This window comes from Microcoleus sp. Z1_A1 (genome assembly GCF_036700305.1).
Taxonomy (GTDB): Bacteria; Cyanobacteriota; Cyanobacteriia; order Cyanobacteriales; family Microcoleaceae; genus Microcoleus.
Genome location: NZ_JAUBOR010000010.1, coordinates 92,371 through 118,150, shown reverse-complemented (window position 1 = coordinate 118,150; position 25,780 = coordinate 92,371). Strand labels below are relative to the sequence as shown.

The following is a 25,780-nucleotide window of genomic DNA, read 5'->3' as shown; positions in this document are numbered from 1 at the left end:
AGGAAGTTGAGAGCACCCAGGGATTGAAAGAGACTATGGGATAAAATTGCCCTCAGAGTGCGATCGGATATAACCATCGACAATAGGGCAACTGACGACACAACATTGCCGTTTCCCTACGCCAACATAATCAATCTTCCTCGATAAGAGATATAACCATCGCCCGATTTATTTTCGGGAAACCGCACAGCGTCGTCTCCTGACTGTAGGTAATATCAATTCCGATGCCACCGGATTTGATATAACTGCTATTTCATACATTCAACCATCTGCTGTTCCAGCTTAGCCAACAATGTATCAACATCGGTTGCAGCTTCCTCAAAACAAACAGGAGGTTCAGGCTTAGGTTCAAAAAGAATCAACTTAATTTGACCTTCCCCGATCGCCAAAATCGCCACTTCCTTCTCAGGCTTGTGAGCGTTCAACACACCTACAACTTCCTGAATATGACTTTTTACTTGACGGTTCAACTCCTCAACCGCCTCTTTCTTACAATACACAAAACGCGCAGTTTCTGCAATATCAATTGCCAAAATCTCCTCGCTTTCTTCTCCCCTTTCCAGAAATAGCCCCCAAGCCAAAGCAGCCAATTCATTTTGATTAGCTTTCACAAATTTATCTAATTTCCGACTCCAGCTATTTTCGTTGGGTTTGGACTCAGGGCTATCAAATAGAAACATTTTCTCTTCTTGCTTGTAGAAACTAATATTTTGCAGTCAGTTGTCAGTTAGCAGTTGGCAGTTGGCGGTTGGCAGTTGGCTGTTGACTGTTGTCATTAGTTACCCATGCCCAAAGGCCCATCCCCAATTACAAATTAGCAATTCCCAATTACCCAAAACCGCTGCGTTTCTATCTTATACCAGATTGCACGCGCCAGAGCGCCGCATAAATTCCGTCCTGTTCGATCAGTTGTTCGTGCTGCCCCGATTCTACCACCAGCCCCTCTTCCATGACACAAATGCAATCGGCATTGCGGACAGTAGAAAGACGGTGGGCGATCGCAATTGTAGTGCGATTCTTGGTAATTCGTTCTAGCGATCGCTGAATTGCCGCCTCAGTCTCGTTATCCACCGCTGAAGTAGCTTCGTCAAGAATCAAAATCGGCGGATTCTTCAAAACAGCCCTCGCAATTGCAATTCGCTGCCGCTGCCCCCCCGACAATTTTTGACCGCGTTCCCCTACAATAGTGTTGTAACCGTCCGGCAATTGGGCGATAAACTCGTGCGCTTCGGCAATTTTCGCAGCATTTACTATCTCTCGATTGCTTGCCTCAAAACTGCCGTAAGCAATATTTTCTGCCACCGTACCGTGAAACAAAAACACATCTTGACTCACCAATCCGATCGCTCTCCGCAAATCTTTTAAATTCAGGCTATTTAATTCTATACCGTCGAGATAAATATTGCCATGCTGTACCTCGTACAGCCTCAATATTAGTTTCACCAGCGTACTTTTACCGGAACCTGTCGCCCCAACAATCGCAGTAGTTTTTCCCGCCGGCAGATTCAAAGAAAAATACTGCAAAATCGGTTTTCTTTGATTATAAGAAAACGTAACATTTTTAAATTCCAACTCACCCTTAATCGAACTAACCGGCCGCCGAATATCACCCGTGCGAATTGCGATCGGAGTATCCAACAAATTCATCACCCGATTAGTCGAAGCCATGGCGCGCTGGTATTGATCCAGAGTATCTCCCAGGCGAGTCAGCGGCCACAACAACCGCTGGGTCAAAAACACCAAAACGCTGTAAGTTCCCACAGACAACCGGCCCGCCACCACCTCCAAACCCCCCAGAAATAGTGTTGCAATAAACCCCAAGAAAATCACAACCCGAATCAGCGGAATAAAAGCAGCCGAAAGTACGATCGCCCGTCGGTTGCTTTGGCGGTAAGCTTGGCTTTGTGTTTCGATGCGCTGAATTTCATAATCTTCGGAAGTAAAACTTTTAATAGTAGTAATTCCCATCAAATTATTCGACAGTTGCCCGTTCAGAAAACTCACCTTTTCCCGCACATCAGCATAGAAAGGAGCGAGGCGATTTTGAAAGGCGATCGAACCCCAAATAATAAAAGGTATCGGCAGCATTGACAGCCCAGCAACAAGAGGAGAAGCAGCAAAAAAAGCCGCCCCAATCACAACAACCGTTGTCATTACCTGAATTACCTCATTAGCGCCGTCGTCTAAAAAACGTTCGAGTTGATTGATATCATCATTGAGAATAGAAATCAAACCGCCCGTGCTGCGTTCTTCAAAATAAGCTAATTCTAATTCCTGCAAATGACTGTAAGCTTCCAGACGCAAATCGTGTTCAATATCCTGAGCCAAATTGCGCCACAAATAATCATAGGCATATTCAAAAACAGATTCCAACGTCCAAACAATCGCGCTCAAAAGAGTGATAATTGCCAGTTGCCAAAAGACATCTTTTATGCCCCATTGAGCGAGGATAGAATCTTGCTGTTTCACCACCACATCAACGGCAATACCGATTAATGCTGGCGGCGCTAAATCAAAGAATTTATTCAGCAGCGAACAGATACTTGCCAGCCAAGCTTTCAGGCGGTAGCGGCGCCCGTACTTCAGCAGCCGCTTGAGGGGATGGACAGGTTTTGATGGATTTGGTGATGCTTGAGAATCATTCATAGGGCATGGGGCATCCGAAATAGGGCCGAGAATTAGAAATTAGTAGGGTGATCGGCGCGCACCTTACCTTTGTTTAATTGTTAATTCTCAAAAGCCCGGTTCCTAGGCTTTAAACGTTAACACTCGCTTCATTTTAGCGACTACACCAACTATTTGCGCCTCAATCTGAACGTGAATTACTGGTTGAATTGGCTGGTAAATTTTGGATCACAAGTTGTAATTCTGTCTCGCTTGTTGAGTCAGCTTCAACTTGTGTTCGAGACTTTGCCAATTTTCGGCTGCGATATCGCTGATAAACTCGTCGAGACTGTCGCGGTAAATAGAGAGCGATCGCAATAATTCCTCTCGATTGTACTTTGCCACCATCACTCCCAGTTCGGGATTGCCACCCCCCACCCGGCTCGTGTCCCGAAAACCCGAACTCGCCAAATGTTGGGCTAAATTAACAATATCCCGATCGCCCTCTCGATCGCACGCAGCAACCAGCGTCGCGCTCGCCATCAGCGGCAAATGAGAAATCCAAGCCACAGCTCGATCGTGCTCTTCCGGTTCACATCGGTAAACTTTAGCACCCAGCAACCGCGCAATTTCCTCAACCTTATCCACAGCAAACGCCGGCGTTTGGGCAGTCGGCGTCACCACATAAGGCCGGCCCACAAACAAATCAGGTACCGCAGCCTCGATTCCGCTTTCAGCAGTCCCCGCCATCGGGTGTCCCCCTACAAAATTCGGCCACAGAGAAGACACAGCCTGCACTATGGGTGTTTTTACGGAACCGACATCGGTTACAATAGTATCAGGGGAAAGATAGGGCACCAAGTCTCGGACGATCGGCTCGATCGACCCCAGTGGCGTGCAAATAAAAACCACATCGGCTGCTGCAATCAGAGACAGGTTTATGCTGGCTTCATTGACAACACCGCGAGCTTGCGCCCGATCGCAAGTCTGCTGCCGACTCGAAACCCCCAAAACATTAAACCCGCGCGATCGCAAATCCAGCCCGATCGAGCCACCAATTAAACCCAGTCCGACAATACCGATATTCATAGCAATAAAATGGGGATATTTGATACGGTGCCGCCCCCATGACAGTCGAGGAACTCCTGAAGAAATATGCCGCCGGAGAAAGAAACTTTGCCGGAATCAACCTGACTGAGGCCAACCTCAGCGGCGTCAACTTGAGCGGAGCCAACCTCAAGGGTGCGAATCTGAGTGTAGCAAACCTGAGCGGAGCCAACCTCAGCAAAACCAACCTCACAGGTGCAAAACTCAACATTGCCAGACTCAGCGGCGCCCATCTAGGCGGCGCCGACCTCACCGACGCCGACCTCAACGTCGCTTACCTAGTGCGAGTTGACCTCAAAAAAGCCATACTCATAGGAGCCAAACTGATCAGAGCCGAGCTCATTCGAGCCGAACTCAGCGGCGCAAACCTCAGCGGTGCAAACCTCAGCGGCGCCACCCTCACCGAAGCCACCCTTCGAGGAGCCAACCTCGCTCAAGCCAACCTTCGAGGCGCTCACCTCAGTGGCGCGTGCTTGACAGAAGCCAACCTCGAACAAGCCAACCTGCAAGGAGCCGACCTCAGCCGAGCCGACCTCAGCGGCGCCGACTTGCGAGGCACAGAACTGAGACAAGCCAACCTAACTCAAGCCGTACTCAGCGGCGCCGACCTCAGCGGCGTCAATTTGCGCTGGGCAATCCTCAGCGGTTGCAATCTCCGCTGGGCCGACCTGAGCGAAGCAAAATTGAGCGGTGCCGACCTCAGCCGAGCCGACCTCTGCCACGCCAACTTGCTCAATGCCAGCTTAGTTCACGCCGACCTGACAAATGCCTATCTGATCCGCGCCGACTGGATTGGAGCCGACTTAACCGGAGCCACCTTAACCGGAGCCAAACTCCACGCAGTTTCGCGACTGGGCATCAAAACCGAAGGCATGACCTGCAAATGGGTCGATCTGAGCCCCAACGGCGACCACAGCCAAATTTACTGGTTGAACTCAGGAGGAACCCACGAATTTTTTCACGAAACCTTGCCCACAGTTCGGATTGTAATTGACTCGCCCTTAGACCAAGGCGCTCATTTTGCGCTAGCAGCAACTTATTACCAAATTGCCCAACAATATCCGAGTTTAAGTCAGCCTCCCACGATCGAAGTCAGCTCCAGGCGCACCGTACTCGCCTTTAAAATGGACAGCGACGATAAATTATTTGCCACCGCTTACGTTGCCATCATTCCTTTTAACGACGCTGCCATAACTCAAAAAAACCTAATAGCTTTGATGAAAATGATTCAATCCCACGATGCAGGCAAACTTAACGTCAAAGAATCTAAACACGTTCAGTTATGTAGCAAAGCTCTCAACCAAGCTATCAGCAAAGTAGACCAAATCAAAATTTCCAGTTCTTTTCCAAAAATCGGCGAAAGCATCAATTTCTTTCAAATTCCCACACAAATGATCTTAATTAATTCCCGCGACCAAAGACTCAGCGTATATCACCACCCAGCCTTCGGCAAGCGCCTGATTAAAAAATACGACCCAAGTAACTCAACCTCTGGCAAGTTAGCCGAGATAGCAAAATTGGCTCAAACTAATATCAGTAGCATTTTGGATTTTATAAAAGGCTTCCACAATATAGATGTTTAAGCATATTGCATCAAGTTACAGAAAATGCTTATTCTAGTTTAAAGGTTGGCACAACAAAGCTTTGTTCTAGCTAACACATCAGGGAAATTCAAAAGCATGGATGCCGAAGAACTCATCACAAAATATGCAGCAGGAGAAAGAGACTTTACTGCAATCCTCCTTTGCGAGGCAAATCTCAGCAGGATCGATCTCAGCGGGGCTAATTTCAGTGAGGCAATCTTAAGCCTCACCAACATGAGTGGCACCAATTTGTCAAACGCCAACATGAGAAAAGCCAAACTCAATGTTGCCAGACTCAGCGGTGCCAATCTGCACAAAGCCAACCTCAGCGGTGCTATCCTCAACGTAGCTAACTTGATTAGAGCCGACCTCAGCGAAGCCCAACTCGTCGAAGCTACACTGATCAGATCCGAACTGATTCGAGCAAACCTCAGTAGTGCCAACTTGACCGGTGCAAATCTCAGCGAAGCAGATTTGAGAGAAGCAACCCTCAGAGAAGCCAATCTAGAGCAAGCCGACCTCAGCGGGGCTCACCTTAGAGGCGCTTCCCTAACAGCGGCCAACTTGGAACGGGCCAACTTGCACAGAGCCGACCTCAGCAGGGCAGACTTGCGAGGAGTCAACCTCTGCAATGCCGAACTCAGACAAGCTAATCTTTCTCAGGCCAACCTCAGCGGCGCTGACTTGCGAGGCGCTAATCTCCGGTGGGCTGACCTCAGCGGGGCGAACCTGACCGGCGCTGACCTCGATGAAGCGAGATTGAGCGGGGCCAACTTGTACGGGGCAAATTTGAGCAATGTCAATCTCTTGAACGCTACTCTGGTACACGCGGATTTGACTCAAGCGAATTTGATTCACGCTGATTGGGTAGGCGCTGATTTGACGGGGGCGGCCCTGACGGGGGCAAAAATTTACGCGGTGTCGAGGTTTGATGTGAAAGCAGATGACATTACCTGCGATTGGGTTGACCTCAGTCCTAACGGCGATCGCAGCCACATTCAGCGCTTTACCCCAGAAGAATCTCAAAGGTTTTTCAATGCTACACCGCCGACAGTTCAAATTATTGTCGATCGACCCCTCGACCCAGATGCTAACTTTGTCCTGGCAGCTACCTACCGCCAAATTGCCCGTCAATACCCTGCTTTGAACCATCCTCCCAGTATCGAAGTTAATTCTCGACGCACAATCATATCATTTAGAATAGAACAAGACGAGCAACTATTTCCCACAGCTTTCGTGGCGATTACTCCCTTTAGTGATGCAGCATTTACTCAGAAAAATTTAATGACTCTGATCAAAATGATTCAACCCCAAAGTGGTAATAACCTGGGTGTCAGAGTCTCAAATATGGTAGTGCAATTAAACGTTGCCCTGACCCAAACAATGAGAAAAATAGGGGAAATGAAAATTCAGCCGATTCGCCTCGATCGCGAACCGATGTCAAGTTTTTTCCAATCGCCTACCCAAACTGTACTGGCCAACTCCAGCGCCGAAAGTTTGATGATTCACTATCACCCAGATTTTGGCAGAAACTTGACCAATTTGCCTGGAGTCAACAAAACCTCTATCAGTCCTGCAATTAAAGCCCAAAGATTTACCACCCCGCCGCTAAATACTGTCATTGAGTTTGTCAAAAGCTTTTATCAGCTCGGTGAGTAAATACTATAAATGAATTTGATATTATTTCTATTTATGCCATAAAAAAGTTAGCCGATTGCCATTTCATTCAGGTAAAAAAAATGGAAGCTGAAGAACTGCTCAAACGATTTGCAATCGTCAAAAGATACACAGAAGGTGACAGAGATTTCACAGGAATCAACCTGAATGAAGCTAATCTCAGCCGCATCAACCTCAGCCAATCAATTTTAAGGCGGGCTAGCTTATTTGTCACCAACCTCAGCGGCGCTAATTTGAGCGACGCTAACTTGAGCGAAGCTAACCTGAATGTGGCTAGACTCAGCAGTACCAACCTGTCGCGGGCAATCTTAAACGGGGCGACTCTCAACGTAGCAAACTTAGTCAGAGCCGATTTAAGTGCAGCTCAATTAATCCGAGCATCCCTGATTAGAAGCGAATTAGTCCGCTGCGAACTCAGCAAAACTAACTTCAGCGGTGCAAACCTGACTGAAGCAGATTTAAGAGAAGTAAAACTGACGGAAGCTAACCTGTGCGGTGCTAATCTTTCCGGTGCAAATCTCAGAGGTGCTTCGGCTGCTTCAGCTAACTTTCAAGAAGCTAACTTACACGGCGCAGATTTGACGAAAGCAGAACTTAGCGGCGTCAATTTGATCAATGCTGATATGAGACAAGCTTCTTTGCAACAGGTGAATCTCAGCAGTGCCAATTTGAGCGGAGCTAACCTCAAATGGGCTGATTTGACGGGAGCAAACCTCAACGGCGCGGATCTGAGCTTTGCTAAATTAAGCGGAGCTAACCTTAACGGAGCAGATTTAAGAAATACTAATTTAGCAAGTGCTAGTTTCGTTCACGCTGATTTGACAGAAACAAATTTGATTAAGGCAGATTGGGTAGGCGCTGATTTGAGGGGAGCAACTTTAACAGGAGCAAAACTGTATTTGGTTCCTCGATGTGGCATCATCGCAGATGATATTACTTGCCAGTGGGTTGACCTCAGCCCCGCAGGCGATCGCACTCAGATTCAACAATTTAATTCGCCGTCAGAATCGATAAAATTTTTAAGTCACACGCCTGGGTTAGTGCAAATTGTGGTTGACGCACTTTTAGACTACTCAGCAAACAGCACTTTAGCCACAGCTTACAGCGAAATAGCTCAGCATTACCGAGCAATGAATTTTCCTCCTAATATTGAAGTCGGCTACCGCCGCACAACTCTAACTTTTAGATTTGAGAGCGATGAGCATTTATTGCCAGCAGCTTTTTTAGCGATTCTTCCTTTTAAGGATGCTGTACAAACTCAGAGAAATATTATGATAATCGGCAAAAATATCGAAAATCAAAATTTGGAGGAAAAACGAATAGTGCAGTTGCGTAAAGCATTGAGTACAGCTACAAATAAATTAAATGATTTAATAAATTTGGTCTCTAATATATCACGGGTTAGTCAGCCAACAAAGTTTTTTGAGTCACCTACCCAAACTATTTTAATTAGTTCGGGACAGGAGAGTTTGATGGTGAATTCTCACGGGAATTTTGGGAAGGGAGGTGCAACTCATCAGGAGAGTAAATTCTGTTTGCCTCTCGGTCAAAAAGTAGTTGATTTTCTGGCCAGTTTTGATTATGTTGATTGAGGAATGTTAACAGTACAATCGATTGATTGAGGTAGAAGTCCACAATTCGCTACTCCGCTTCCTGCGATCGAACTCCGAGCCGCACTGGCCCCACCATTTAACGATGGCGCGGCTCGTGGCGCGGGCTTTGCGCTTGGGGCGCAGCGCTCTGATCCAAACGGGGCTTCCCGCTGGAGCTTACCGACAGCGGTATCGAGTCAGCTATTTGATGCCGATTTTGATGTGGCAGGAGCCTGTAATTTTAGTGGCGCCGACACGGGTGATCGAGCATTTGAGAGCAGTGGAAATTCCGCGTTTGCAAGAGTGGCTGCAAACAGAGGGGTCGATCGAGACTTATTCGGATAATGCCACGGGACGAGGATTGATGCTAGCAGATCCGCAGTCTTGGCTGGCGGCTCGCTTGGCGGCAAATTCGGAACTTCACAGGAATATTCCGACAATTATCGACGGTGTGGATGACTTGGAAGTTTGGACGCGCCAGCAATTGACGGCGTGTTTGCAACCTGCTGACTGGAATGATTTAATGCAATCTCAGCCTTTGGAAGCCGATGCAATCCTCCAAGGGCGGGTACTGCTAACGCGGGCTTTCTTTCAGCATCCGGCGAAACCAGAGGAGTGCTATTTGCTGGAAACCGCAGAGCAAAATATTTTGCAGGGGCTGTTTGAAAAAATCGAGCCAAATTCGCTGATTCCGGCTGCTTGGAGCAATTTTTGGCAGCGGTGGGAAACAAACGGAACACTGCGGTGGGCGGAAATTAATCGGGAGGCTGGGTCATTTTCTCTGTTCTGCGCGCCGATTCAGGTGGCTGAGGTTTTGAGCAAAATTTGGGATTGTCAGCCTGTGGTGTTGATTGGGGGGGCGGTGGATGTGGAACCGAAGGCTCCTATCTTCCGGCAAATGCTGGGACTCCCAGAATTGACGAGCGTTAAGTTTTCGCCCGATCGACAAAGCGAATTAATTCAACTGTACATTCCCAACTGGCTGCCGCTGCCGAATACGCCGGAATTTCAGGGAGTTTTAATGGAAGAAATTCGGACTTTGCTGTTGATGAGCGCCTCGGTGGCGGGTTTAACGGTGCTGATTGTGGGTGATGTACCGCTGAAGGCTAGGCTGGCGGCGATTTTGGCTTCTGAGTTCGGTTCTCGCGTGCAGGTAGAAAAGACTGATGTGGGCGAGAATGCGATTTTGGTGACGGGGTGGGAGTTTTGGCGGGAACATCAGGGGGAATTGAGGGCGCCTCACTTGCTGGCGATCGCAACTTTGCCGCTACCTTCTTTGGAGAATCCTTTGGTGACGGCGCGTGTGGCTTATTATAAGGAACGGCGCAAGGATTGGTTTCGGTTGTATTTGCTGCCGGCGGCGCTGAATGAGTTGCAACGGGCGATCGCGCCGGTGCGAGAACGTCAAGGGGTTGTGGCGATTTTCGACAGCAGGGTGATTCACCGCAGTTATGGAAAGCAGGTTTTAGCGGCCTTGAGTCCTTTTGCGAGGATTGATTATTTGGATACGACGTGGCTGACCCAGGCTTGAGATGACCTGTTGGCCTATAATTTGGTTAGGTATCCAGTTGAAATCTAATTTAGTAGACAAAGATTATGGGTGAAGCTAAGCGTCGCAAAGAGTCGATCGGCGACGAATACGGTAAAGAAGAGCGCATCGTTCCCTGGCTGCCAATCACGAAAACCCAAAGCGAAGATTTTGTGAAGTGGACAAGTCGCGGAAGCTGGATCGGGATTAGCGTTTTGGTGGCTTGGTGGATTGTAGTGCGGTTTGTCGGGCCGTCGGCGGGTTGGTGGCAGGTTAACTGATGCCAGACTCGACAAATGCCTGTATTCTTGGCATTGTGTCGAGTTCAACTCGGAAACAAGCTGCTGAATTTTTAGGAAAAATTTAGTTGCGAATTTGGACTTGGTATGGTATCTTAATTATCTGCGGGCAATTAGCACAGTGGTAGCGCACTTCCTTCACACGGAAGGGGTCACTGGTTCAAATCCAGTATTGCCCATCGAATTTATTTTCTTTCTTAGTCCGCGCACGCGAACTTCGTTTCTTTAGCCGCGGTTTCAACCGCCGTCACCTTCTTAAGCTTCAACATATTCGCAAATAGAGACAGGTTCGGGAATCGGAAAAGCATCCTCTTGTAGTCCTTCAATATGGAAGGCGATCGCCTCTTTAATTAAATTTCTCACCTCTTCTAAACTTTCAGCCACAGCTACACATCCCGGTAAATCTGGAACATACGCACCATAGCTAGTTTTACCTTTTTCAATTACCACAGCATAACGCATTAATCTTCTTCCTCTAGTTGAGCTTGCCGCAAAACACTTTTAAGCGTACCAATTGGCATATCAACGCCTAAATTACCTGACACAGTGAAACTTCCCGCCTTTTCAGGATGTTTAAATTAACGATGACTGCCTTTTGTTCTAGCTAAATACCAACCATCATCTTCTAAGATTTTAATAACTTCTCTAACTTGCATTTTTTATCTATAAAATTCATCAACTCCGGCACTTTTATTCCCATAATATGCTCTAACTTCAGCAATATCTCCCTAGTAGCCTGCGCCGCTGATAAAAAACCTCATCCTGCTTTGGGTTTCAGAGTCCCGACGACCACAATCTATCCCAAATTTGGTCAACTGCCGATCGCAGTTCCGGATCGGTTAGCATCGGTGACTTCTTTCCTCTTTTGCCATTATTTGACAGCCCTTATAACCTTTTCTTGGCAAACCTCAATCAGACAATTGATGACACCTGTAGCAAGCGTCTCTATAGTTTCTTGACTAAGTGAAGGCTTAGATGCTATAAAATTAAGAATCATTTTTTCTTGAAAAGTAGCCGTTGCAACTGTAAACATTTTGCCAAAAATAGCATTAGATGCAACAAAACTGATTTCTTCTATTTCCAAATCCCCATACAATTCAGAAATATTAACTCGGCCAATATTAGTCACCGAAATTGTGACCGGAAATTCATCAGGATTGTCAATATAATATTCAATGAGTTTTCTATACATCATTAAAGGCTTAAAAATATCTTTTCTTTTTAAACTAAGTTCAATCTTTTTAGTAACATCTCTTGATAAATCCCAAAACGACATCTGAGGTTTTATTTGATGTAAAGAAGTTAAAGATGAAGCTAAAAACCCCATATTTTCAGGTTTAATAGGAGGTTCTAGACGCCTACGCATATCCACATAAGAACGACATGAAACCTTAATGCTTCTTAGCTTTTCCCTGCTAATTTCATTAGCTACTGTAAGTAGCATTGCTGCACATAATGCCCCCTGCACTGTTGTCTTTTCTTGCCGACAAAGTTCAATTAATTTTTGGGTTAACTCTTTTTCTAAGAATCTATGACTCATGCCACAACTACGAGACTCAATGGGAACCATCTCTTCAGACTCTAATTTTTCTGGTTTGTGTAAAAGCATTTGTAATTTCATTTTCAGCAAAAACCATTTGCCATTGTCGATGCCTTTCTTTCCTTTCATCCATTTAGGCAATAATTCCTCTAAGGGTGGAAGAGCAGGTCGGCAATCTATATCAATGGAATTGCCAGAGGCAATTATTTGGTAACACTTCAAGATTTCTGATTGTAGACTTATACAAGATAAACCGTCTGATATGGCATGATGTAAAGTTGTGATTAAATAGCTGGTGTTGATTTCGGATTGTTTGTCAATAAGAACGCATCTTAGCAGAACCTGACTGCTATCAATACTCTTGTTTAATTCTTCTGTCACAACATCTTCCCAGTTGTCATTTATGCCCTGTGAAACTACACATAAAGGAATTTTTCCTGTTCCTTGATTGGTAAATTCGAGATGATCGAGCGTTCCAACAATCCGAGAGTTCAGTAGAGGATGAATACTTGGGAGCGCATCTAACGCCTGCCTCAAAATGTCTTTCCTAATTTCACCTTTTATCCGGCTGATTGTTACTATATTTAATGAACCCTTTTGGCGGTTCAATAGCTCCATCGCTTGTTCTGTGACCGAAAGCGCTCTGTTGTTATTCATAAATTTAATAGCTCTTTTATTTATCTGAAATCAATCATTAACTATTAAGCCGCTAACTTTTCAGTAAATTCAATCAACTCATCAACTTCCTCCTGAGTAAACCACCGTTCCACAGCATCCTCCCCAAACCTGTCTAAGGGTGCTTCATACAAATCCGGAACTTCCAACCGTCGCTTTTTCAAAAACACATTCTGCACCGCCTTTAAAAACTGAATCTGATTGGAGTTAAACTGCCGTTGGGCAATAAAATCCTCAAAATTCCGCCTTACCACCTCTTGATAATCCGGCAATGCCTCAATCTCGAACAGCTCTTGCAGAAACGATAATAAACTATTCACCTTCAAATTAAACGCCTTGCGAATATTTGACTCGGACAACTGCACGTTTGGACTACCCAAGTCCTGCCTTAGAATACGCTATAACGCCACCAGTTGCAAGTCCGTCACCGCTTCCCCATTGCGAATTGCGGCAATTGTCGGGTGAGTCTCCACAATCTCCAACACCTGCCCCTCAAACCGTTGGTGGTATTCCTCCTTGATAATTAATTAGACAATTTTCCACAAGGCCCAAACTGCCGTAGCAGGGGCGAGGGCGGGACCCGATCGCCCAAAACTTCCCTTATATACTACACCTATGCTACACTAACATTGTAGCTCGTGCTCCCGCAGGAGGTTCCCTCATGGCAAATGCCAATCTTCCTCAAAATTTCAACTTAATCCTACCCGCAGGAACCCAAATTGTCACCAAAATCGAGGTCAAAAACCCCGCCGGCGACCAATCTTGGAAACCGGGATTAGTAGGCGTCATCGTTCAATCGCCTACGGACAATTCCCACGCATATTTAGTCAAACTCCCAGACGGAACACAAGTTAGTCTGCGGCGACATGAACTCAGTATCCGCAAGCAGTTTCAGAGCGAAGGATTGCAGTCAGGAGGAGATTTTCTTGCAGAATACAACCTCTATGATTCTGTAATTTACCGCTGCATTCTTGGTTCGAGAGCCTACGGTCTTGATAACGAGCAATCCGATACAGACAGACGCGGGATTTACCTGCCGCCCGCAATACTTCATTGGTCGCTTTACGGCATTCCAGAACAATTGGAAAACAAGGAAAATCAGGAATGCTATTGGGAACTGCAAAAGTTTCTAGTTTTGGCACTAAAAGCTAATCCAAATGTGCTAGAATGTTTGTACACCCCTTTAGTAGAAACTGTTTCTCCTGTAGCACAAGAATTGCTGGAAATTAGGGAAATCTTTCTTTCTCAATTGGTTTATCAAACTTACAATAGCTACGTTTTGTCTCAATTTAAAAAAATGGAGCAAGACCTCCGCAATACCGGGGAAATTCGGTGGAAGCACGCGATGCACTTAATTCGCTTGTTGCTGTCAGGAATTACTGTCCTCAAGGAGGGGTTTGTACCCGTTCGCGTGCAGGATTATCGATCGCAACTTTTATCTATCCGCAACCAAGAAATATCCTGGGAAGAGGTGAATCGCTGGCGGTTGAGCTTGCACGGTGAGTTCGATCGCGCTTTTGCTGCAACTTCCTTACCGGAACGTCCTAATTACGAGAAAGCGAACCTGTTTTTGATTGAAGCGCGTAGAGGTGCGATCGGCTAAAAGGGGCGGGTTTACGAGATCGTTAATTTGAGACATATATGGTTGGTAAAACCCGCCCCTACAGGTATTTGCGATTGTTTAACCGGAATTGAAATTAGCATTGATAAAATGTTGAAAAAATGACAGAATACATCTCTAATCTCGCCCCAATTATCTCCGTTCAACCTTATCCGCTGCTATTTGCGACTGTCAGCGGTTCGCACTTATACGGCTTTCCTTCGGCAGATTCTGACTTTGATTTGCGGGGAGTACACATTTTGCCGCTACCGAAAGTAATTGGACTCATTTCTGGAGAAGAAACCATCGAAGTTTCTGAAGTTCGGGAGGGAATGCAACTCGATTTAGTAACTCACGACATCAAGAAATTTTTTGAGTTGCTGTTGAAGCGCAACGGCTACGTGCTAGAACAACTGTATTCGCCGCTCATAGTTTACACTACAAAGGAACATGAGGAATTAAAGGATCTCGCCTCTGGCTGCATTACCAAGCACCACAGCCACCACTATCTCGGTTTTGCTAAAACTCAATGGAAATTGTTTGAAAAAGAACGCCCGCGTCGGGTTAAGCCGCTGCTGTACGTTTACCGGGTGTTGCTGGCGGGGATTCACTTGATGCAAACGGGGGAAGTCGAGGCGAATTTGGTGAAACTTAATGATAAGTTCCAGTTGTCGTATATTCCTGATTTGATCGAGCGCAAGCTGGCTGGGGAGGAAAAATCTGTGCTGGAAGATACAGATATGGAATTTTATCAGCAAGAGCGCGATCGGCTACTTAATATATTAGAAGATGCAAGTTTTACAAGTCATTTGCCGTCAAATCCTAATGCAAAGGTTGCTCTTAACGATTTTTTGGTAAAGGTGAGGATGTCATCTGTGAACTAAGCTGTTCCACGTTTAATTAGTCTTTAGTGTAGCAAGCACCCTATATATTAGTCGTTTTGTGCGCCGAAGAGCACAGAACCTCTAGTCCAGTACACATCAGTACCAAATAAACCGGGTTTTTCATCCTGCTCATATCAAATCCGTTAGCATCGGAATAGTACATTCGAGTTCACTGTTCACGGCGTTAACTGTTCATTGTTCACGGCGTCAACAGTCAACAGTCAACATCATGTATGAATGTTACCGGAAATGATATCAAAGGCCATAATGCAGTATTTTCGTGTCCATTAAACCCGGTTTTAAGTGATTCACCTTAATAGATTTGTGTTGGCTGTTGCGTTAAGGGCAGGTATGCCGGTATTTTGATGGTCGGTAACTGGTGAGTTTTTTCCTGGTATGTAAAAATTCCAACTTACGCCGCCTACATATGTCTTGATATATGAAGTCAAGGCGTGGATAAATATAACGATTGCTACCATTTCTAATGACTCTTCAATCGTCGTTGCTATCACGTAGGATATATCCCCCGGTCCCGCTGTATAAACTATGTATCCCGCTAGCATTTCCACTCCGATGGCTCCTCCAATATAAATAGCGGCGGCTGCAACAAACAATTTTCTCATTGAAACAGGAAGGTGCAACACGAACTTACTGTAGGAAAAAAGAAATATCGCTACTAGAAAACCGATCGGCACAATCCAAGTAAAGTAAAGAAATCCTGTGGCATTTAGCAGGTTTCGCATCGGGTAAACCAGCTTTTCGTGCAATTGACCAATTTCGTCTAAAGATAAAAATAGAAATATGAAGGATAAAATTTTCCAGTGATTCTTATAGCGATCGCTATCCAAATTTTTCGCATAGGCGATCGAACCCAGCAAGAGAGAACTAAACAGCAATGTCAAAAATGAGTAGAAGGTTGGAATGTTCCCCTCGTAATCAACGTTGAATCCATTTGCTAAGAAGTCTCTAGACGGGTAATCCGGCAAGAAGTACATAGTCATCTGACTTAAGAAAGATAGTACAACTAGACAGGCGACCACTCGAAGCAGCAACTGGGTTACAGATCCTGGAGTTAGAGGAATTTGGAATTTCATGTTTTCTTAACCGTTCTCTTAAGCTTTGTTTAAGGGAATCTTATCAAACGAAAAAAAAAATTCGGTCTACCCAAAGACAGAGAAGACTCCTAGTCGTGAAGGGTCTTTTTTTGTAACCGTAAAATTATCTTAAGATTAAGAAGTTTAGCAGACCTCGATCGCCCTTAATTTTATTGTGGCTATATAAAAACCTTTTTGTTTCCTGAGATTTAAATGAGAGATAACCCAAAATGAAGCTGAAATCCTTACTACGGTTGAGTCGATATCTAAATTCGATCTATATCTGCCAAAAAAACTCGGCTTCAGGAAGCCGAGATCCCTCAGTACCGAGGATTTCTGTAATCAAAGACGATCGCATCTCAATCGAGAGTGACAACTATGAGATGAAATAAGAGGTCGATCGAGTGATTTGCCGCCATTTGTTAACCTAGACTTTCCCCACCGAGAGCAAAATATTTCCTTGTCAAAGTCAATTAGCTTTCAGTCAATTGCTGATTTCCGAAGCTTTTGCTGCTTTACTTATTTTTCGTACCTGCGCGGCGTGTAAACCCAAACATCTCCATATTTGCGGGGAATAATCCGAGTCTGACTGGAACCGACAATCACTAAAGTTCTCATGTCAGCGTCTTGGGGCTGGAATTCGCCGAGGGTGCAAACCCGCACAGATTGACCGGGCCGGCCGAGGTTTCGCCCTAGTACGACGGGGGTTTTAGCATCGCGACTTTGCAACAAAATCTCGATCGCCCTTGCGAGTTGCCAAATCCGCTGTTTCGAGATGGGATTGTAAAATGCGATCGCGAAATCTGCGATCGCAGCAGCAGAAATCCGCTGTTCAATGACCTCCCAAGGCTTGAGAATATCCGAAAGCGAAATCACGCAAAAATCGTGTCCGAGGGGTGCTCCGATCGCAGCAGCGGCCGCCTGCATGGCTGAAATGCCCGGTGCCACCCGAATATCGATGCCTTGCCATTCGGGTTTGGCATCAAAGTCGATCGCCTCAAACACCGCTGCCGCCATCGCAAAAATACCCGGATCTCCCGACGAAACCACAGCTACAGATTTGCCGGATGCTGCTAAATCTAGGGCAAAACGGGCGCGATCGATCTCTTCGCGGTTGTCGGAATCGTGCCGCTTTTGTCCTTCCCGCAGGGTTCCAGCTAAGTCGAGATAGAACTTGTAACCCACCCAATCCGTGGCTTGGCGCAGAATTTCCTTAACTTCCGGGGACATCCAGGGCGCGCCTCCGGGGCCGGTACCGACGATCGCCAGTTTGCCGCGGCTAATGCCGATCGCCCTAGCATCAAAGGGTTCGGCGGCCAGGGCGATCGCGCAATTCAGGGATAAAGTGCGATCGCATTCGATTAAGTGACTGTTTGCACCGGCTGCTGTCAGGGCAATTTGTGCGGCCTTATTTTCGATGAATTCAATTGAGTCTAATTCGACAAGTTCGGATAGATTGAAAAAGCGGACGGGGACTTTAAAATATTGTGAAACTGCTTCAAGTGCCGGATTTCCCATCTCATCTTTTAATGCAAAAAATCCAGCAACAGAAGCTGCTGCTAAACCTGCTTTTTCCAAGACTTGCTGGACTAATGAAACCGCTATTTCCGGCTCAATATTCGATAGCTTTGTCAGTGCAACTGCCACAATTTGCGGATGGTAAACCAAACAATCTGGCGTTGGCGCAATTGCTTTTTCGGTGACGCGGATCGTCAATTTTGCGTCGGGGGCGATCCTCTTCGTTGGCGTAGCCCCCGTAGGGGCGGGCTTCGCTAACGGCAAATTGCTCTCAGAAAGCCAGCTTGCAGCCCCTTCTAGGCGTACTTTTGCCCCGGCGAGCAAATTTGAAATAAAAGTCTTCGCGTCCTCTGGATTCGCTAAAGAATAGCCTTGGGGAGGACTCAGCAGCGCGGTGCGAAATCGAATATCTCCGGTGGTGGTAATTGCAGGTTGTACGCCCAGGGCGGCTGCAATCTCTCTGGCCAAATCATTAACGCCGTGCAAACCGCCCAGCAGCGGTACGACGGCGCTTCCGTCTTCTGCGACGGCTAAAACTGGCGGTTCGGCGCGTTTGTCTGACAGCAGCGGGGCGAGGGTGCGGATGATTATTCCGGCGGCGCAGATGGCGATGATTGGGGTTTCTGTTGCAAATAATTCCCGCAATGTTTCGCCGAAGTTGCTAAAGTTGATGTCTGTGTTGGAAGTGCGATCGATTAAACCGTAAATCTGGGAACCGGGGAAATGTGCGGAGATTTTTTTGGCGATCGGCAGGCTGTTTTGACCTAAGATAACTATTGCGGGAGGAACTCGAACCATTTTAGATTTTAGATTTTAGATTTTAGATTTTATGAGAGTTGCGACGGAAATTAGGAATTGATAATTGATAATTGGTAATGTAGGGGCGGGTTCGCCAAGGTCTGCAATACAACACCAGAAATCTACTAAACCCGCCCCACCCCCACCGAGGATGCTATCTAATATAATATAACCTAATTAAAACAGGCTACAATCAATAAATATTTCGAGGTTTGGCTGTGAAACGCATTGTCTTAATTGCAGGGTTTGAATCTTTTAATGCTGATTTGTACCGCAAAGCTGCCGAGTTGGCTGTTTCTGGCTGTCAGGGATTGGAAGTACGGGTTTTTAGCGATCGCGCCCTCGCAGACGAACCCGAAGCTGTAGCAGCCGCCCTCTTGAATGCTGATGTGTTTTTCGGGAGTTTGCTGTTTGATTACGATGCGGTAATGTGGCTGCGGGAAAGGGTGCAGAATATTCCGATTCGCCTGGTTTTTGAGTCGGCTTTGGAATTGATGAGTCTTACTCAAATCGGCGCTTTTAAAATTGGCGACAAACCGAAGGGAATGCCGAAGCCTGTTAAGTTTATTCTGGATAAGTTCAGCAATGGGCGAGAAGAAGATAAGCTGGCTGGTTATATCAGCTTTTTGAAGGTGGGGCCGAAGTTATTAAAATATGTGCCGGTGCAAAAAGTCCAGGATTTGCGAAACTGGCTGATTATTTATGGTTACTGGAATGCGGGCGGTGCGGATAATGTTGTCTCGATGTTTTGGATTATTGCCGAAAAATATTTGGGGCTGAAAGTTGCAGAAATTCCGCCGCCTGTGGAAACTCCCAATATGGGTTTATTGCATCCTGATTATAATGGTTATTTTGAATCGCCTCGGCAATATTTGGATTGGTATCTCGGTAATCAAATGAGTAGAAGCGGGCAAGATGCCCGTTCCACAAAAGAGGCTAGACATCTTGATAGAAAGGGTTATAACGGGCAAGATGCCCGTTCCACAAAATTTGAGACTAATTTGTCTGAAAATTTAGATCGGGTTTCTAACGGGCAAGATGCCCGTTCCACAAAATTTGAGACCAATTGGTCTCAAAATTCAGACAGAGGAAAATCCCCTGTTGTGGGCATCTTGCTTTACCGCAAACACGTTATCACCAAGCAGCCTTATATTCCTCAATTAATTCGCTATTTTGAAGATGCGGGAATTGTGCCTTTGCCGATTTTTATCAATGGCGTTGAAGGCCATGTGGCGGTGCGGGATTGGATGACGACTGCTGGTGAAACTGCGCGCCGAAAACAAGGCAATATTGAAACTCTTTCGCTTTCTAAAGATGCCGTGGAAGTTGATGCGATTGTTTCTACTATTGGCTTTCCTTTGGTTGGCGGGCCTGCTGGTTCGATGGAGGCGGGGCGTCAGGTGGAAGTTGCTAAACGCATTTTAACTGCTAAAAATGTACCTTATTTTGTGTCCGCACCTCTGCTGATTCAGGATATCCATTCTTGGACTCGTCAGGGGATTGGAGGTTTGCAAAGTGTGGTATTGTATGCTTTGCCTGAGTTGGATGGTGCGATCGATCCTGTTCCCCTGGGCGGTTTGGTGGGTGAGGATATTTATCTGGTTCCCGATCGGGCGAAACGCCTGACAAGTAGAATTAACAATTGGGTGAAACTACGTCAAACTCCGCCATCTGAAAGGAAAATTGCGATTATTCTCTACGGGTTTCCTCCCGGTTACGGGGCGGCGGGTACGGCTGCTTTATTAAATGTACCGAAATCGCTGCTAAATTTCCTGCACAAACTTCAAGCAGCAGGTTATACAGTTGGAGAAATTCCGGCTGACGGTGAGGAGTTAATTCGCAGGGTGAAAGAGGCGGATGAAGCTACTTGTGAGGGGCAAGATGCCCGTACCACAAAAGAGACTGTTAATGTCAAAACTTTAGAAAAATGGCTGGGCTATCTGTTAACAAGTCGTATCGAAAAACAGTGGAAATCTTTAACGGGTACTGGAATTAAGACAGACGGCGACGAGTTCCAAATCGGTGGCATTCAACTGGGCAATGTTTGGATAGGTTTGCAGCCGCCGCTGGGAATTTCGGGCGATCCGATGCGCTTAATGTTCGATCGCGATTTGACGCCTCACCCTCAATACGCTGCTTTTTACAAGTGGCTGCAAAATGATTTGCAAGCTGATGCTGTGGTTCACTTCGGAATGCACGGCACTGTTGAATGGTTGCCGGGATCTCCTCTGGGAAATACTGGCTATTCTTGGTCGGATATTCTGTTGGGAAGTTTGCCGAATCTTTATATCTATGCTGCCAACAATCCCTCGGAATCGATGTTGGCAAAACGGCGCGGTTACGGTGTTTTGATTTCTCACAACGTGCCGCCCTACGGCCGCGCGGGATTGTACAAGGAATTGATGGCTTTGCGGGATTTGATTGCGGAATATCGGGAAGATACGGCTAAGAATTATGTGCTGAAAGAGGCTATTTGTAAGAAAATTTTAGATAGCGGTTTGGAGGCTGATTGTCCGTTTGAGGATGCTCGAAAATTGGGGATTGCTTTTAGTTTTGAGAATGTGGGAATGTTCAGTGCTGATGCTTTTAACCGCTATTTGGTGAAGCTTTACGAGTATTTGCAGGTGGTGGAATCTCGCTTGTTTTCTTCGGGTTTGCACGTTCTTGGGGAACCGCCTAATTCTGAGGAAATGACCTCTTATCTTGAGGCTTATTTTGGGGAGAGGTTATCACAGGAACAGGTGCAAAAACTGGTTTTTGAAGAAAATGAACCGCAGAGGCGCAGAGGGCGCAGAGAGGAAGAGAAAGAGGGGTTGGGTGGGGTTTTTGAGGAGGGTTTGTTGGTGCGTGATTTGTTGTTGCAAACGACGGATGAGTTGACTAATCTTTTGCGGGGTTTGAATGGGGAATATATTCTGCCTGCACCGGGTGGGGATTTGTTGCGGGATGGGGCTGGGGTGTTGCCAACTGGCAGGAATATTCATGCTTTAGACCCTTATCGGATGCCTTCTCCTGCTGCTTATGAAAGGGGGCGCGAAATTGCTCGGAAAATTATCGACAAGCACCTTGAGGAACAGGGGAATTATCCTGAGACTGTGGCGGTGATGTTGTGGGGTTTGGATGCGATTAAAACGCGGGGCGAATCTATTGGAATTCTGCTGGAATTGGTGGGGGCTGAACCTCTAAAAGAAGGTACTGGCCGCATTGTTCGCTATGAGTTAAAACCGTTAGCTGAGGTCGGTCATCCCCGGATTGATGTGTTGGGAAATCTGTCGGGTATTTTCCGTGATAGCTTTGTGAATATTATTGAATTGTTGGATGATTTGTTCGTGCGGGCGGCGGATGCTGATGAACCGGAATCGGAGAATTTTATTCGCAAACACGCTTTGATTTTGCAGGCAAAAGGTGTGCAGAATTATTCGGCAAGGTTGTTTTCTAATCCGGCTGGGGATTTTGGTTCTTTGGTTAACGATAGGGTTGTTGATGGTAGTTGGGAATCGGGGGATGAGTTGGGGAAAACTTGGGAAAGTCGCAATGTTTTTAGTTACGGGAGGAAGGATAAGGGGGAAGCGAGGCCGGAGGTTTTGACTCAGTTGTTGCAAGGGTGCGATCGCATAATTCAAGAAATTGATTCTGTGGAATACGGTTTGACTGATATTCAAGAGTATTATGCGAATACTGGCGGCTTGAAGAAAGCCGCAGAAAAGCAACGCGGCAAAAAAGTCAATACCAGTTTTGTAGAAAGTTTTTCTCAGGATACAACTCCGCGCAATTTAGAAGATTTGCTGCGTTTGGAATATAGAACTAAATTGCTAAATCCTAAGTGGGCTAACGCGATGGTCAATCAAGGTTCTGGCGGCGCTTATGAAATTTCGCAGCGGATGACGGCGTTAATTGGTTGGGGCGGAACGGCTGATTTTACTGATAGTTGGGTTTACGATCAGGCGGCTGATACTTATGCTTTGGATGAAGAGATGGCGAAGAAGTTGCGGGAGGCAAATCCTGAAGCTTTTCGCAATATTGTAGGGCGAATGTTGGAGGCTAACGGACGTGGTTTTTGGCAGCCGAATGCGGATAAATTACAGCAGTTGCGCGAGTTGTACGAGTTAACTGATGAGAAGATTGAAGGGGTGACAGTGTAGTTTTTTTAGTCTAAATATTTAGGGGCGGGCTAGAAGCCCAACCCCTACTCCCCACAATAGTTTCAAAATTTGTCAGGTGCAAGTTAGAGGCGCGGCTATTAAATACCCCGATCGCCCTGCGGTTTTGCTACAGGAACTGACGGTTTCTTGTTGGGAGAATTAAAAGCTCGATCGACCATATCTCCAAAGGGAACAAACTGCGGTGCAGCCGATGGAGCTCCGGTTCTGAACACTGCCACGGGCCCGCTGCCGTCTTGGGCAAAATTAATCAATTTCGTTAAAGCATCACCGGGATTTTTAGCATTGCGCTTGTCTAGGGTGAAAAGCAGATTTTGAGAGTTGCAGCGCCCCCGTCCGTTCACGTAACAAACTACTGGCAAGTTATTAACAATTCCTGTTGTTAACTGCAAGTTGCTCAATCTGCCGCCATTCTGGGCAACAGCTTTGGTCAATCTATTGGAAACAATTTGACAGCGCTGCCAAGGTGTATATTCCCGGCCGAACTCGGTAGATTTCCACAGAATCATTGGATCTGTCGTGACATTTCCCCGGCGCGCAATTGTGACAAAATTCCGACCGGAAGTAACGCACTGAAATGTTGTTCTAGTGCTATTCCAAGAGTTGCTGGCTGGATCTGCTTGCACTTGGCTTGCAAAGGCGACAGTACCGACGAAAACTAAAGCGGATGCTAATAAGGGTGCAGTCAATTTCATAATAACTCCTGCCGCTAAGGCAGCTAAATTTATTTAGGAAGTCATAGTTGTAGGGACAGGGCAGTGTCTATTGGTGTCAACTTAAGGTTAAACCGGTAGTCCGCCAGGGAATGAATTCCCTGCCTCAAAGCTAAAGTCCTCTAAAGAGGACTGAGAAAAAGACTGTTAAACTCATTAGTCCTCATAGCGAGGACTTTCGCTATTAGGCAGGGGTTTTAACCCCTGCCGGACTAGGGGTTTAACCTTAAGTTGTGACTAATAGGCAGTGTCCTGTCCCTACCTATTCAAATTCCGCTGGTTGGCTGTCGCACCCGGATATTTTTCAAATATTAAATCAGGTTAGTTGCACCTCATGTCTGTAGGTACATGGCAGTGTGGTGTGTTTATTTCAACACTTGGGAACGCGGCTTTAGAAACACGGCACAGCTTTTTCTTTGTTTCCAACACTTCGAGACTGTGGCACAAGTATCCTAGATAGTGTTTTTAGCTACATTCTGCAAAGCCACGACAGTCAACAATGGTAAGTAAAATTACAAAGGACAGCTCCGAAATTGGCTGGCAAATAACTTTTTATGAAACCTCGAATCATTGTTTGCGGGTTGGGGCACACGGGCCACAAGATTTTTTGTTTGTTGAGACAGCAAGGAGCGATTGTGGTTGGTATTAGCGATCGCCCAATTCGCGGCGAAACTTCTGATGTGGTTGTCGGCAATTTGCAAGCAGCTTCTACCTTGTTGACGGCAGGCATTCAAAACGCTCACACTTTAGTAATTGCAGGAGACGATGATGCTGTGAATTTGGCAATTTTGATGCAAGCGAGGATTCTCAATCCTCAGATTCGCATTATCAACAGATTGTTCAATACTAGCTTGGGCGACAGAATTGACCACACTTTGCCCGATCACGCTTCCATGAGCGTTTCATCATTGGCGGCTCCGGTTTTTGCCTTTGCGGCTCTCGGAAATCAGGCGATCGGACAGTTGCGTTTGTTCGATCGCACTTGGCCGATTCACGAAGAATATATCGATGAAACACATCCTTGGAAAAATCGCAAACTCAGCGATTTGTGGGACGATCGATCGCGAATGTTGATTTATTATCTCCCGGCTGCTAACAAAACTGATTTAGTATCGGCGGTGCTTGCCGATCGGCAGTGTCAGCAGGGCGATCGGCTAATTGTTGCAACTCAGCCGACTCTCCACAGCCCCCAAAAAACTTTAACTCAAAAACTGCTCAAAACATTAACTAGGCTGCACAGATTTCAGCAGCACAGCCAAGCAGCAGTAATTGTTGTACTGACGCTGCTGGCCATGATTGCCGTTGCTACTGCCACCTATATTTGTGTTGACGAGCATATCTCAATTGTCGATTCTCTCTATTTTTCAGTAGGGATGATTACCGGAGCCGGAGGCCATGAAAAAGTAGCCGAACAAGCTCCCGAAAGCATTAAACTATTTACAATTGTCATGATGTTAGTTGGAGCCGGCATCATCGGCATCTGCTACGCACTGCTCAACGATTATGTATTGGGAACTCGCTTTACCGAATATTGGGATGTGGCGCGAGTGCCGCAGCGCCATCATTACATTATCTGCGGGCTCGGAGGAATAGGTATCCAAATTGCTAAAGAACTGCACACTAACGGTTACGATATTGTGGCGATCGAGCAAGATCCAAACTGCCGATTTCTGAGCACGGCTCGCTCAATGAAAATTCCGGTCATTCAGGGAAGTGCCAGTTTGCCCGCAACTTTGGAAGCTGCTAATGTTAAGCAAGCGGCAGCACTTTTGGCTGTTACTAGCAGCGATATGTCTAATGTCGAAATTGCATTGAGCGCTAAAGGATTGGCACCAAAACTATCAGTTATTGTCCGCAATCAAGACCCACATTTTGCTTTGATGGTGCAGCAAGTTTTTGAGTTTGAAGGAGTTTTGAACCCGACGGAATTGGCTGCTCCTGCTTTCGCGGCGGCGGCAATTGGAGGCAGAATTTTGGGTAACGGAATGACTGCTGACAGTCTCTGGGTTTGCTTGGCCACCTTGATTACGCCAAACCATCCTTTCTGTGGCCACCGTATTCAAGATGCTGCTAAGTCTGCTGATTTTGTGCCTCTTTATGTGGAAACTAAGTGTCAAACTCTCCACGGCTGGGATTTACTAAATTGTTGTCTGAGTACGGGGGATGTTTTGTATCTGACGATGCCGGCGAATCGGTTGGATCAACTGTGGAGAACGACCTCTGAACTAATTAAAACTTAATGGTTTTACGCGGGAATTTATATTGCCGATCGCTCAATTGCAACTACAAACCTGATAAAATGAGCCGTGTCTAGTAAATAAGACTTACGGCTAATCCTCAGAAATCCGGTTTCTTAGGGCAAGTTCTAGTATAAATAACCCACAGAGTGTCAATTAGTTGCGATGTAG

The 25,780-nt window shown here is 46.2% G+C and carries 19 protein-coding genes and 1 tRNA gene; 10 read left to right on the top strand and 10 right to left on the bottom strand.

Annotated features, from left to right (window positions below):
• Nucleotides 1–248: 248 nt before the first annotated feature.
• The 3 genes from ccmS to QT973_RS09130 all read right to left on the bottom strand — a co-directional run bounded on the left by ccmS (nt 249) and on the right by QT973_RS09130 (nt 3,693).
• Complete coding sequence (ccmS, locus tag QT973_RS09140) at nt 249–680, bottom strand: beta-carboxysome assembly chaperone CcmS (RefSeq protein ID WP_333055796.1); 432 nt, start codon at nt 678–680, stop codon at nt 249–251.
• Between the two features lie 169 nt (nt 681–849).
• On the bottom strand, nt 850–2,646 hold the full coding sequence (locus QT973_RS09135; protein ID WP_333055795.1) for an ABC transporter ATP-binding protein: 1,797 nt from the start codon (nt 2,644–2,646) through the stop codon (nt 850–852).
• 207 nt (nt 2,647–2,853) lie between these two features.
• Entirely contained in the window at nt 2,854–3,693 is an 840-nt protein-coding gene (locus QT973_RS09130) for a prephenate/arogenate dehydrogenase (RefSeq protein WP_333055794.1), read from the bottom strand.
• A 38-nt stretch (nt 3,694–3,731) separates the two neighbouring features.
• On the opposite strand from QT973_RS09130, the gene QT973_RS09125 reads away from it, so the two are divergent.
• From QT973_RS09125 to QT973_RS09100, 6 genes are all read left to right on the top strand, one after another.
• Nucleotides 3,732–5,294, top strand: coding sequence for a pentapeptide repeat-containing protein (locus tag QT973_RS09125; protein ID WP_333055793.1), 1,563 nt, complete (start codon nt 3,732–3,734; stop codon nt 5,292–5,294).
• A gap of 96 nt (nt 5,295–5,390) precedes the next feature.
• Nucleotides 5,391–6,953 (top strand): pentapeptide repeat-containing protein, encoded by a 1,563-nt coding sequence (locus QT973_RS09120; RefSeq protein ID WP_333055792.1) that lies wholly within the window; start codon nt 5,391–5,393, stop codon nt 6,951–6,953.
• Between the two features lie 80 nt (nt 6,954–7,033).
• Nucleotides 7,034–8,563: a pentapeptide repeat-containing protein gene (locus QT973_RS09115; protein WP_333210766.1), complete on the top strand. Its 1,530-nt coding sequence runs from the start codon at nt 7,034–7,036 to the stop codon at nt 8,561–8,563.
• 22 nt (nt 8,564–8,585) lie between these two features.
• Complete coding sequence (locus tag QT973_RS09110) at nt 8,586–10,094, top strand: helicase C-terminal domain-containing protein (RefSeq protein ID WP_333391202.1); 1,509 nt, start codon at nt 8,586–8,588, stop codon at nt 10,092–10,094.
• Nucleotides 10,095–10,159: 65 nt separating this feature from the next.
• Nucleotides 10,160–10,372, top strand: coding sequence for a DUF2839 domain-containing protein (locus tag QT973_RS09105; protein WP_333134939.1), 213 nt, complete (start codon nt 10,160–10,162; stop codon nt 10,370–10,372).
• Between the two features lie 125 nt (nt 10,373–10,497).
• Nucleotides 10,498–10,569: transfer RNA gene (locus QT973_RS09100), tRNA-Val, on the top strand.
• 76 nt (nt 10,570–10,645) lie between these two features.
• Here QT973_RS09100 and QT973_RS09095 read toward each other — a convergent pair.
• The 4 genes from QT973_RS09095 to QT973_RS09080 all read right to left on the bottom strand — a co-directional run bounded on the left by QT973_RS09095 (nt 10,646) and on the right by QT973_RS09080 (nt 12,985).
• Nucleotides 10,646–10,852: a type II toxin-antitoxin system HicB family antitoxin gene (locus QT973_RS09095; protein WP_333313260.1), complete on the bottom strand. Its 207-nt coding sequence runs from the start codon at nt 10,850–10,852 to the stop codon at nt 10,646–10,648.
• A gap of 116 nt (nt 10,853–10,968) precedes the next feature.
• Nucleotides 10,969–11,046, bottom strand: coding sequence for a type II toxin-antitoxin system HicA family toxin (locus QT973_RS27030; protein ID WP_445243029.1), 78 nt, complete (start codon nt 11,044–11,046; stop codon nt 10,969–10,971).
• Between the two features lie 215 nt (nt 11,047–11,261).
• Complete coding sequence (locus QT973_RS09085; RefSeq protein ID WP_333372871.1) at nt 11,262–12,587, bottom strand: phthiocerol/phthiodiolone dimycocerosyl transferase family protein; 1,326 nt, start codon at nt 12,585–12,587, stop codon at nt 11,262–11,264.
• 44 nt (nt 12,588–12,631) lie between these two features.
• Complete coding sequence (locus QT973_RS09080; protein WP_333372868.1) at nt 12,632–12,985, bottom strand: type I restriction-modification enzyme R subunit C-terminal domain-containing protein; 354 nt, start codon at nt 12,983–12,985, stop codon at nt 12,632–12,634.
• A 281-nt stretch (nt 12,986–13,266) separates the two neighbouring features.
• On the opposite strand from QT973_RS09080, the gene QT973_RS09075 reads away from it, so the two are divergent.
• Together QT973_RS09075 and QT973_RS09070 are read left to right on the top strand one after the other, a co-directional pair.
• Nucleotides 13,267–14,208, top strand: coding sequence for a DNA polymerase beta superfamily protein (locus QT973_RS09075; RefSeq protein WP_333391200.1), 942 nt, complete (start codon nt 13,267–13,269; stop codon nt 14,206–14,208).
• A gap of 119 nt (nt 14,209–14,327) precedes the next feature.
• Nucleotides 14,328–15,089 carry a nucleotidyltransferase domain-containing protein gene (locus tag QT973_RS09070; RefSeq protein WP_333391199.1) on the top strand — a complete coding sequence of 254 codons (762 nt, stop codon included), beginning with the start codon at nt 14,328–14,330 and terminating at the stop codon, nt 15,087–15,089.
• A gap of 308 nt (nt 15,090–15,397) precedes the next feature.
• Here the strand turns inward: QT973_RS09070 and QT973_RS09065 are convergent, their stop codons facing one another.
• A complete protein-coding gene (locus QT973_RS09065) occupies nt 15,398–16,090 on the bottom strand; it encodes a hypothetical protein (protein ID WP_333263117.1) in 693 nt (230 codons plus the stop codon).
• Between the two features lie 612 nt (nt 16,091–16,702).
• Entirely contained in the window at nt 16,703–18,499 is a 1,797-nt protein-coding gene (gene cobJ, locus QT973_RS09060; RefSeq protein ID WP_333391197.1) for a precorrin-3B C(17)-methyltransferase, read from the bottom strand.
• Nucleotides 18,500–18,717: 218 nt separating this feature from the next.
• Here cobJ and QT973_RS09055 point away from each other — a divergent pair, with 218 nt between their 5' ends.
• Nucleotides 18,718–22,641: a cobaltochelatase subunit CobN gene (locus QT973_RS09055; protein WP_333391195.1), complete on the top strand. Its 3,924-nt coding sequence runs from the start codon at nt 18,718–18,720 to the stop codon at nt 22,639–22,641.
• A gap of 98 nt (nt 22,642–22,739) precedes the next feature.
• Here the strand turns inward: QT973_RS09055 and QT973_RS09050 are convergent, their stop codons facing one another.
• On the bottom strand, nt 22,740–23,354 hold the full coding sequence (locus tag QT973_RS09050) for a COP23 domain-containing protein (protein ID WP_333055779.1): 615 nt from the start codon (nt 23,352–23,354) through the stop codon (nt 22,740–22,742).
• A gap of 572 nt (nt 23,355–23,926) precedes the next feature.
• Between QT973_RS09050 and QT973_RS09045 the strand changes: the two genes are divergently transcribed.
• Nucleotides 23,927–25,612, top strand: coding sequence for an NAD-binding protein (locus QT973_RS09045; RefSeq protein WP_333055778.1), 1,686 nt, complete (start codon nt 23,927–23,929; stop codon nt 25,610–25,612).
• Nucleotides 25,613–25,780 lie beyond the last annotated feature (168 nt).

Excerpts from the sequence above, each read along its gene's own strand:
- ccmS (WP_333055796.1), bottom strand. The coding sequence starts at position 680 with ATGTTTCTATTTGATAGCCCTGAGTCCAAACCCAACGAAAATAGCTGG.
- QT973_RS09135 (WP_333055795.1), bottom strand. The coding sequence starts at position 2,646 with ATGAATGATTCTCAAGCATCACCAAATCCATCAAAACCTGTCCATCCC.
- QT973_RS09130 (WP_333055794.1), bottom strand. The coding sequence starts at position 3,693 with ATGAATATCGGTATTGTCGGACTGGGTTTAATTGGTGGCTCGATCGGG.
- QT973_RS09125 (WP_333055793.1), top strand. The coding sequence starts at position 3,732 with ATGACAGTCGAGGAACTCCTGAAGAAATATGCCGCCGGAGAAAGAAAC.
- QT973_RS09120 (WP_333055792.1), top strand. The coding sequence starts at position 5,391 with ATGGATGCCGAAGAACTCATCACAAAATATGCAGCAGGAGAAAGAGAC.
- QT973_RS09115 (WP_333210766.1), top strand. The coding sequence starts at position 7,034 with ATGGAAGCTGAAGAACTGCTCAAACGATTTGCAATCGTCAAAAGATAC.
- QT973_RS09105 (WP_333134939.1), top strand. The coding sequence starts at position 10,160 with ATGGGTGAAGCTAAGCGTCGCAAAGAGTCGATCGGCGACGAATACGGT.
- QT973_RS09095 (WP_333313260.1), bottom strand. The coding sequence starts at position 10,852 with ATGCGTTATGCTGTGGTAATTGAAAAAGGTAAAACTAGCTATGGTGCG.
- QT973_RS27030 (WP_445243029.1), bottom strand. The coding sequence starts at position 11,046 with ATGCAAGTTAGAGAAGTTATTAAAATCTTAGAAGATGATGGTTGGTAT.
- QT973_RS09085 (WP_333372871.1), bottom strand. The coding sequence starts at position 12,587 with ATGAATAACAACAGAGCGCTTTCGGTCACAGAACAAGCGATGGAGCTA.
- QT973_RS09075 (WP_333391200.1), top strand. The coding sequence starts at position 13,267 with ATGGCAAATGCCAATCTTCCTCAAAATTTCAACTTAATCCTACCCGCA.
- QT973_RS09070 (WP_333391199.1), top strand. The coding sequence starts at position 14,328 with ATGACAGAATACATCTCTAATCTCGCCCCAATTATCTCCGTTCAACCT.
- QT973_RS09065 (WP_333263117.1), bottom strand. The coding sequence starts at position 16,090 with ATGACTATGTACTTCTTGCCGGATTACCCGTCTAGAGACTTCTTAGCA.
- cobJ (WP_333391197.1), bottom strand. The coding sequence starts at position 18,499 with ATGGTTCGAGTTCCTCCCGCAATAGTTATCTTAGGTCAAAACAGCCTG.
- QT973_RS09050 (WP_333055779.1), bottom strand. The coding sequence starts at position 23,354 with ATGAAATTGACTGCACCCTTATTAGCATCCGCTTTAGTTTTCGTCGGT.
- QT973_RS09045 (WP_333055778.1), top strand. The coding sequence starts at position 23,927 with ATGAAACCTCGAATCATTGTTTGCGGGTTGGGGCACACGGGCCACAAG.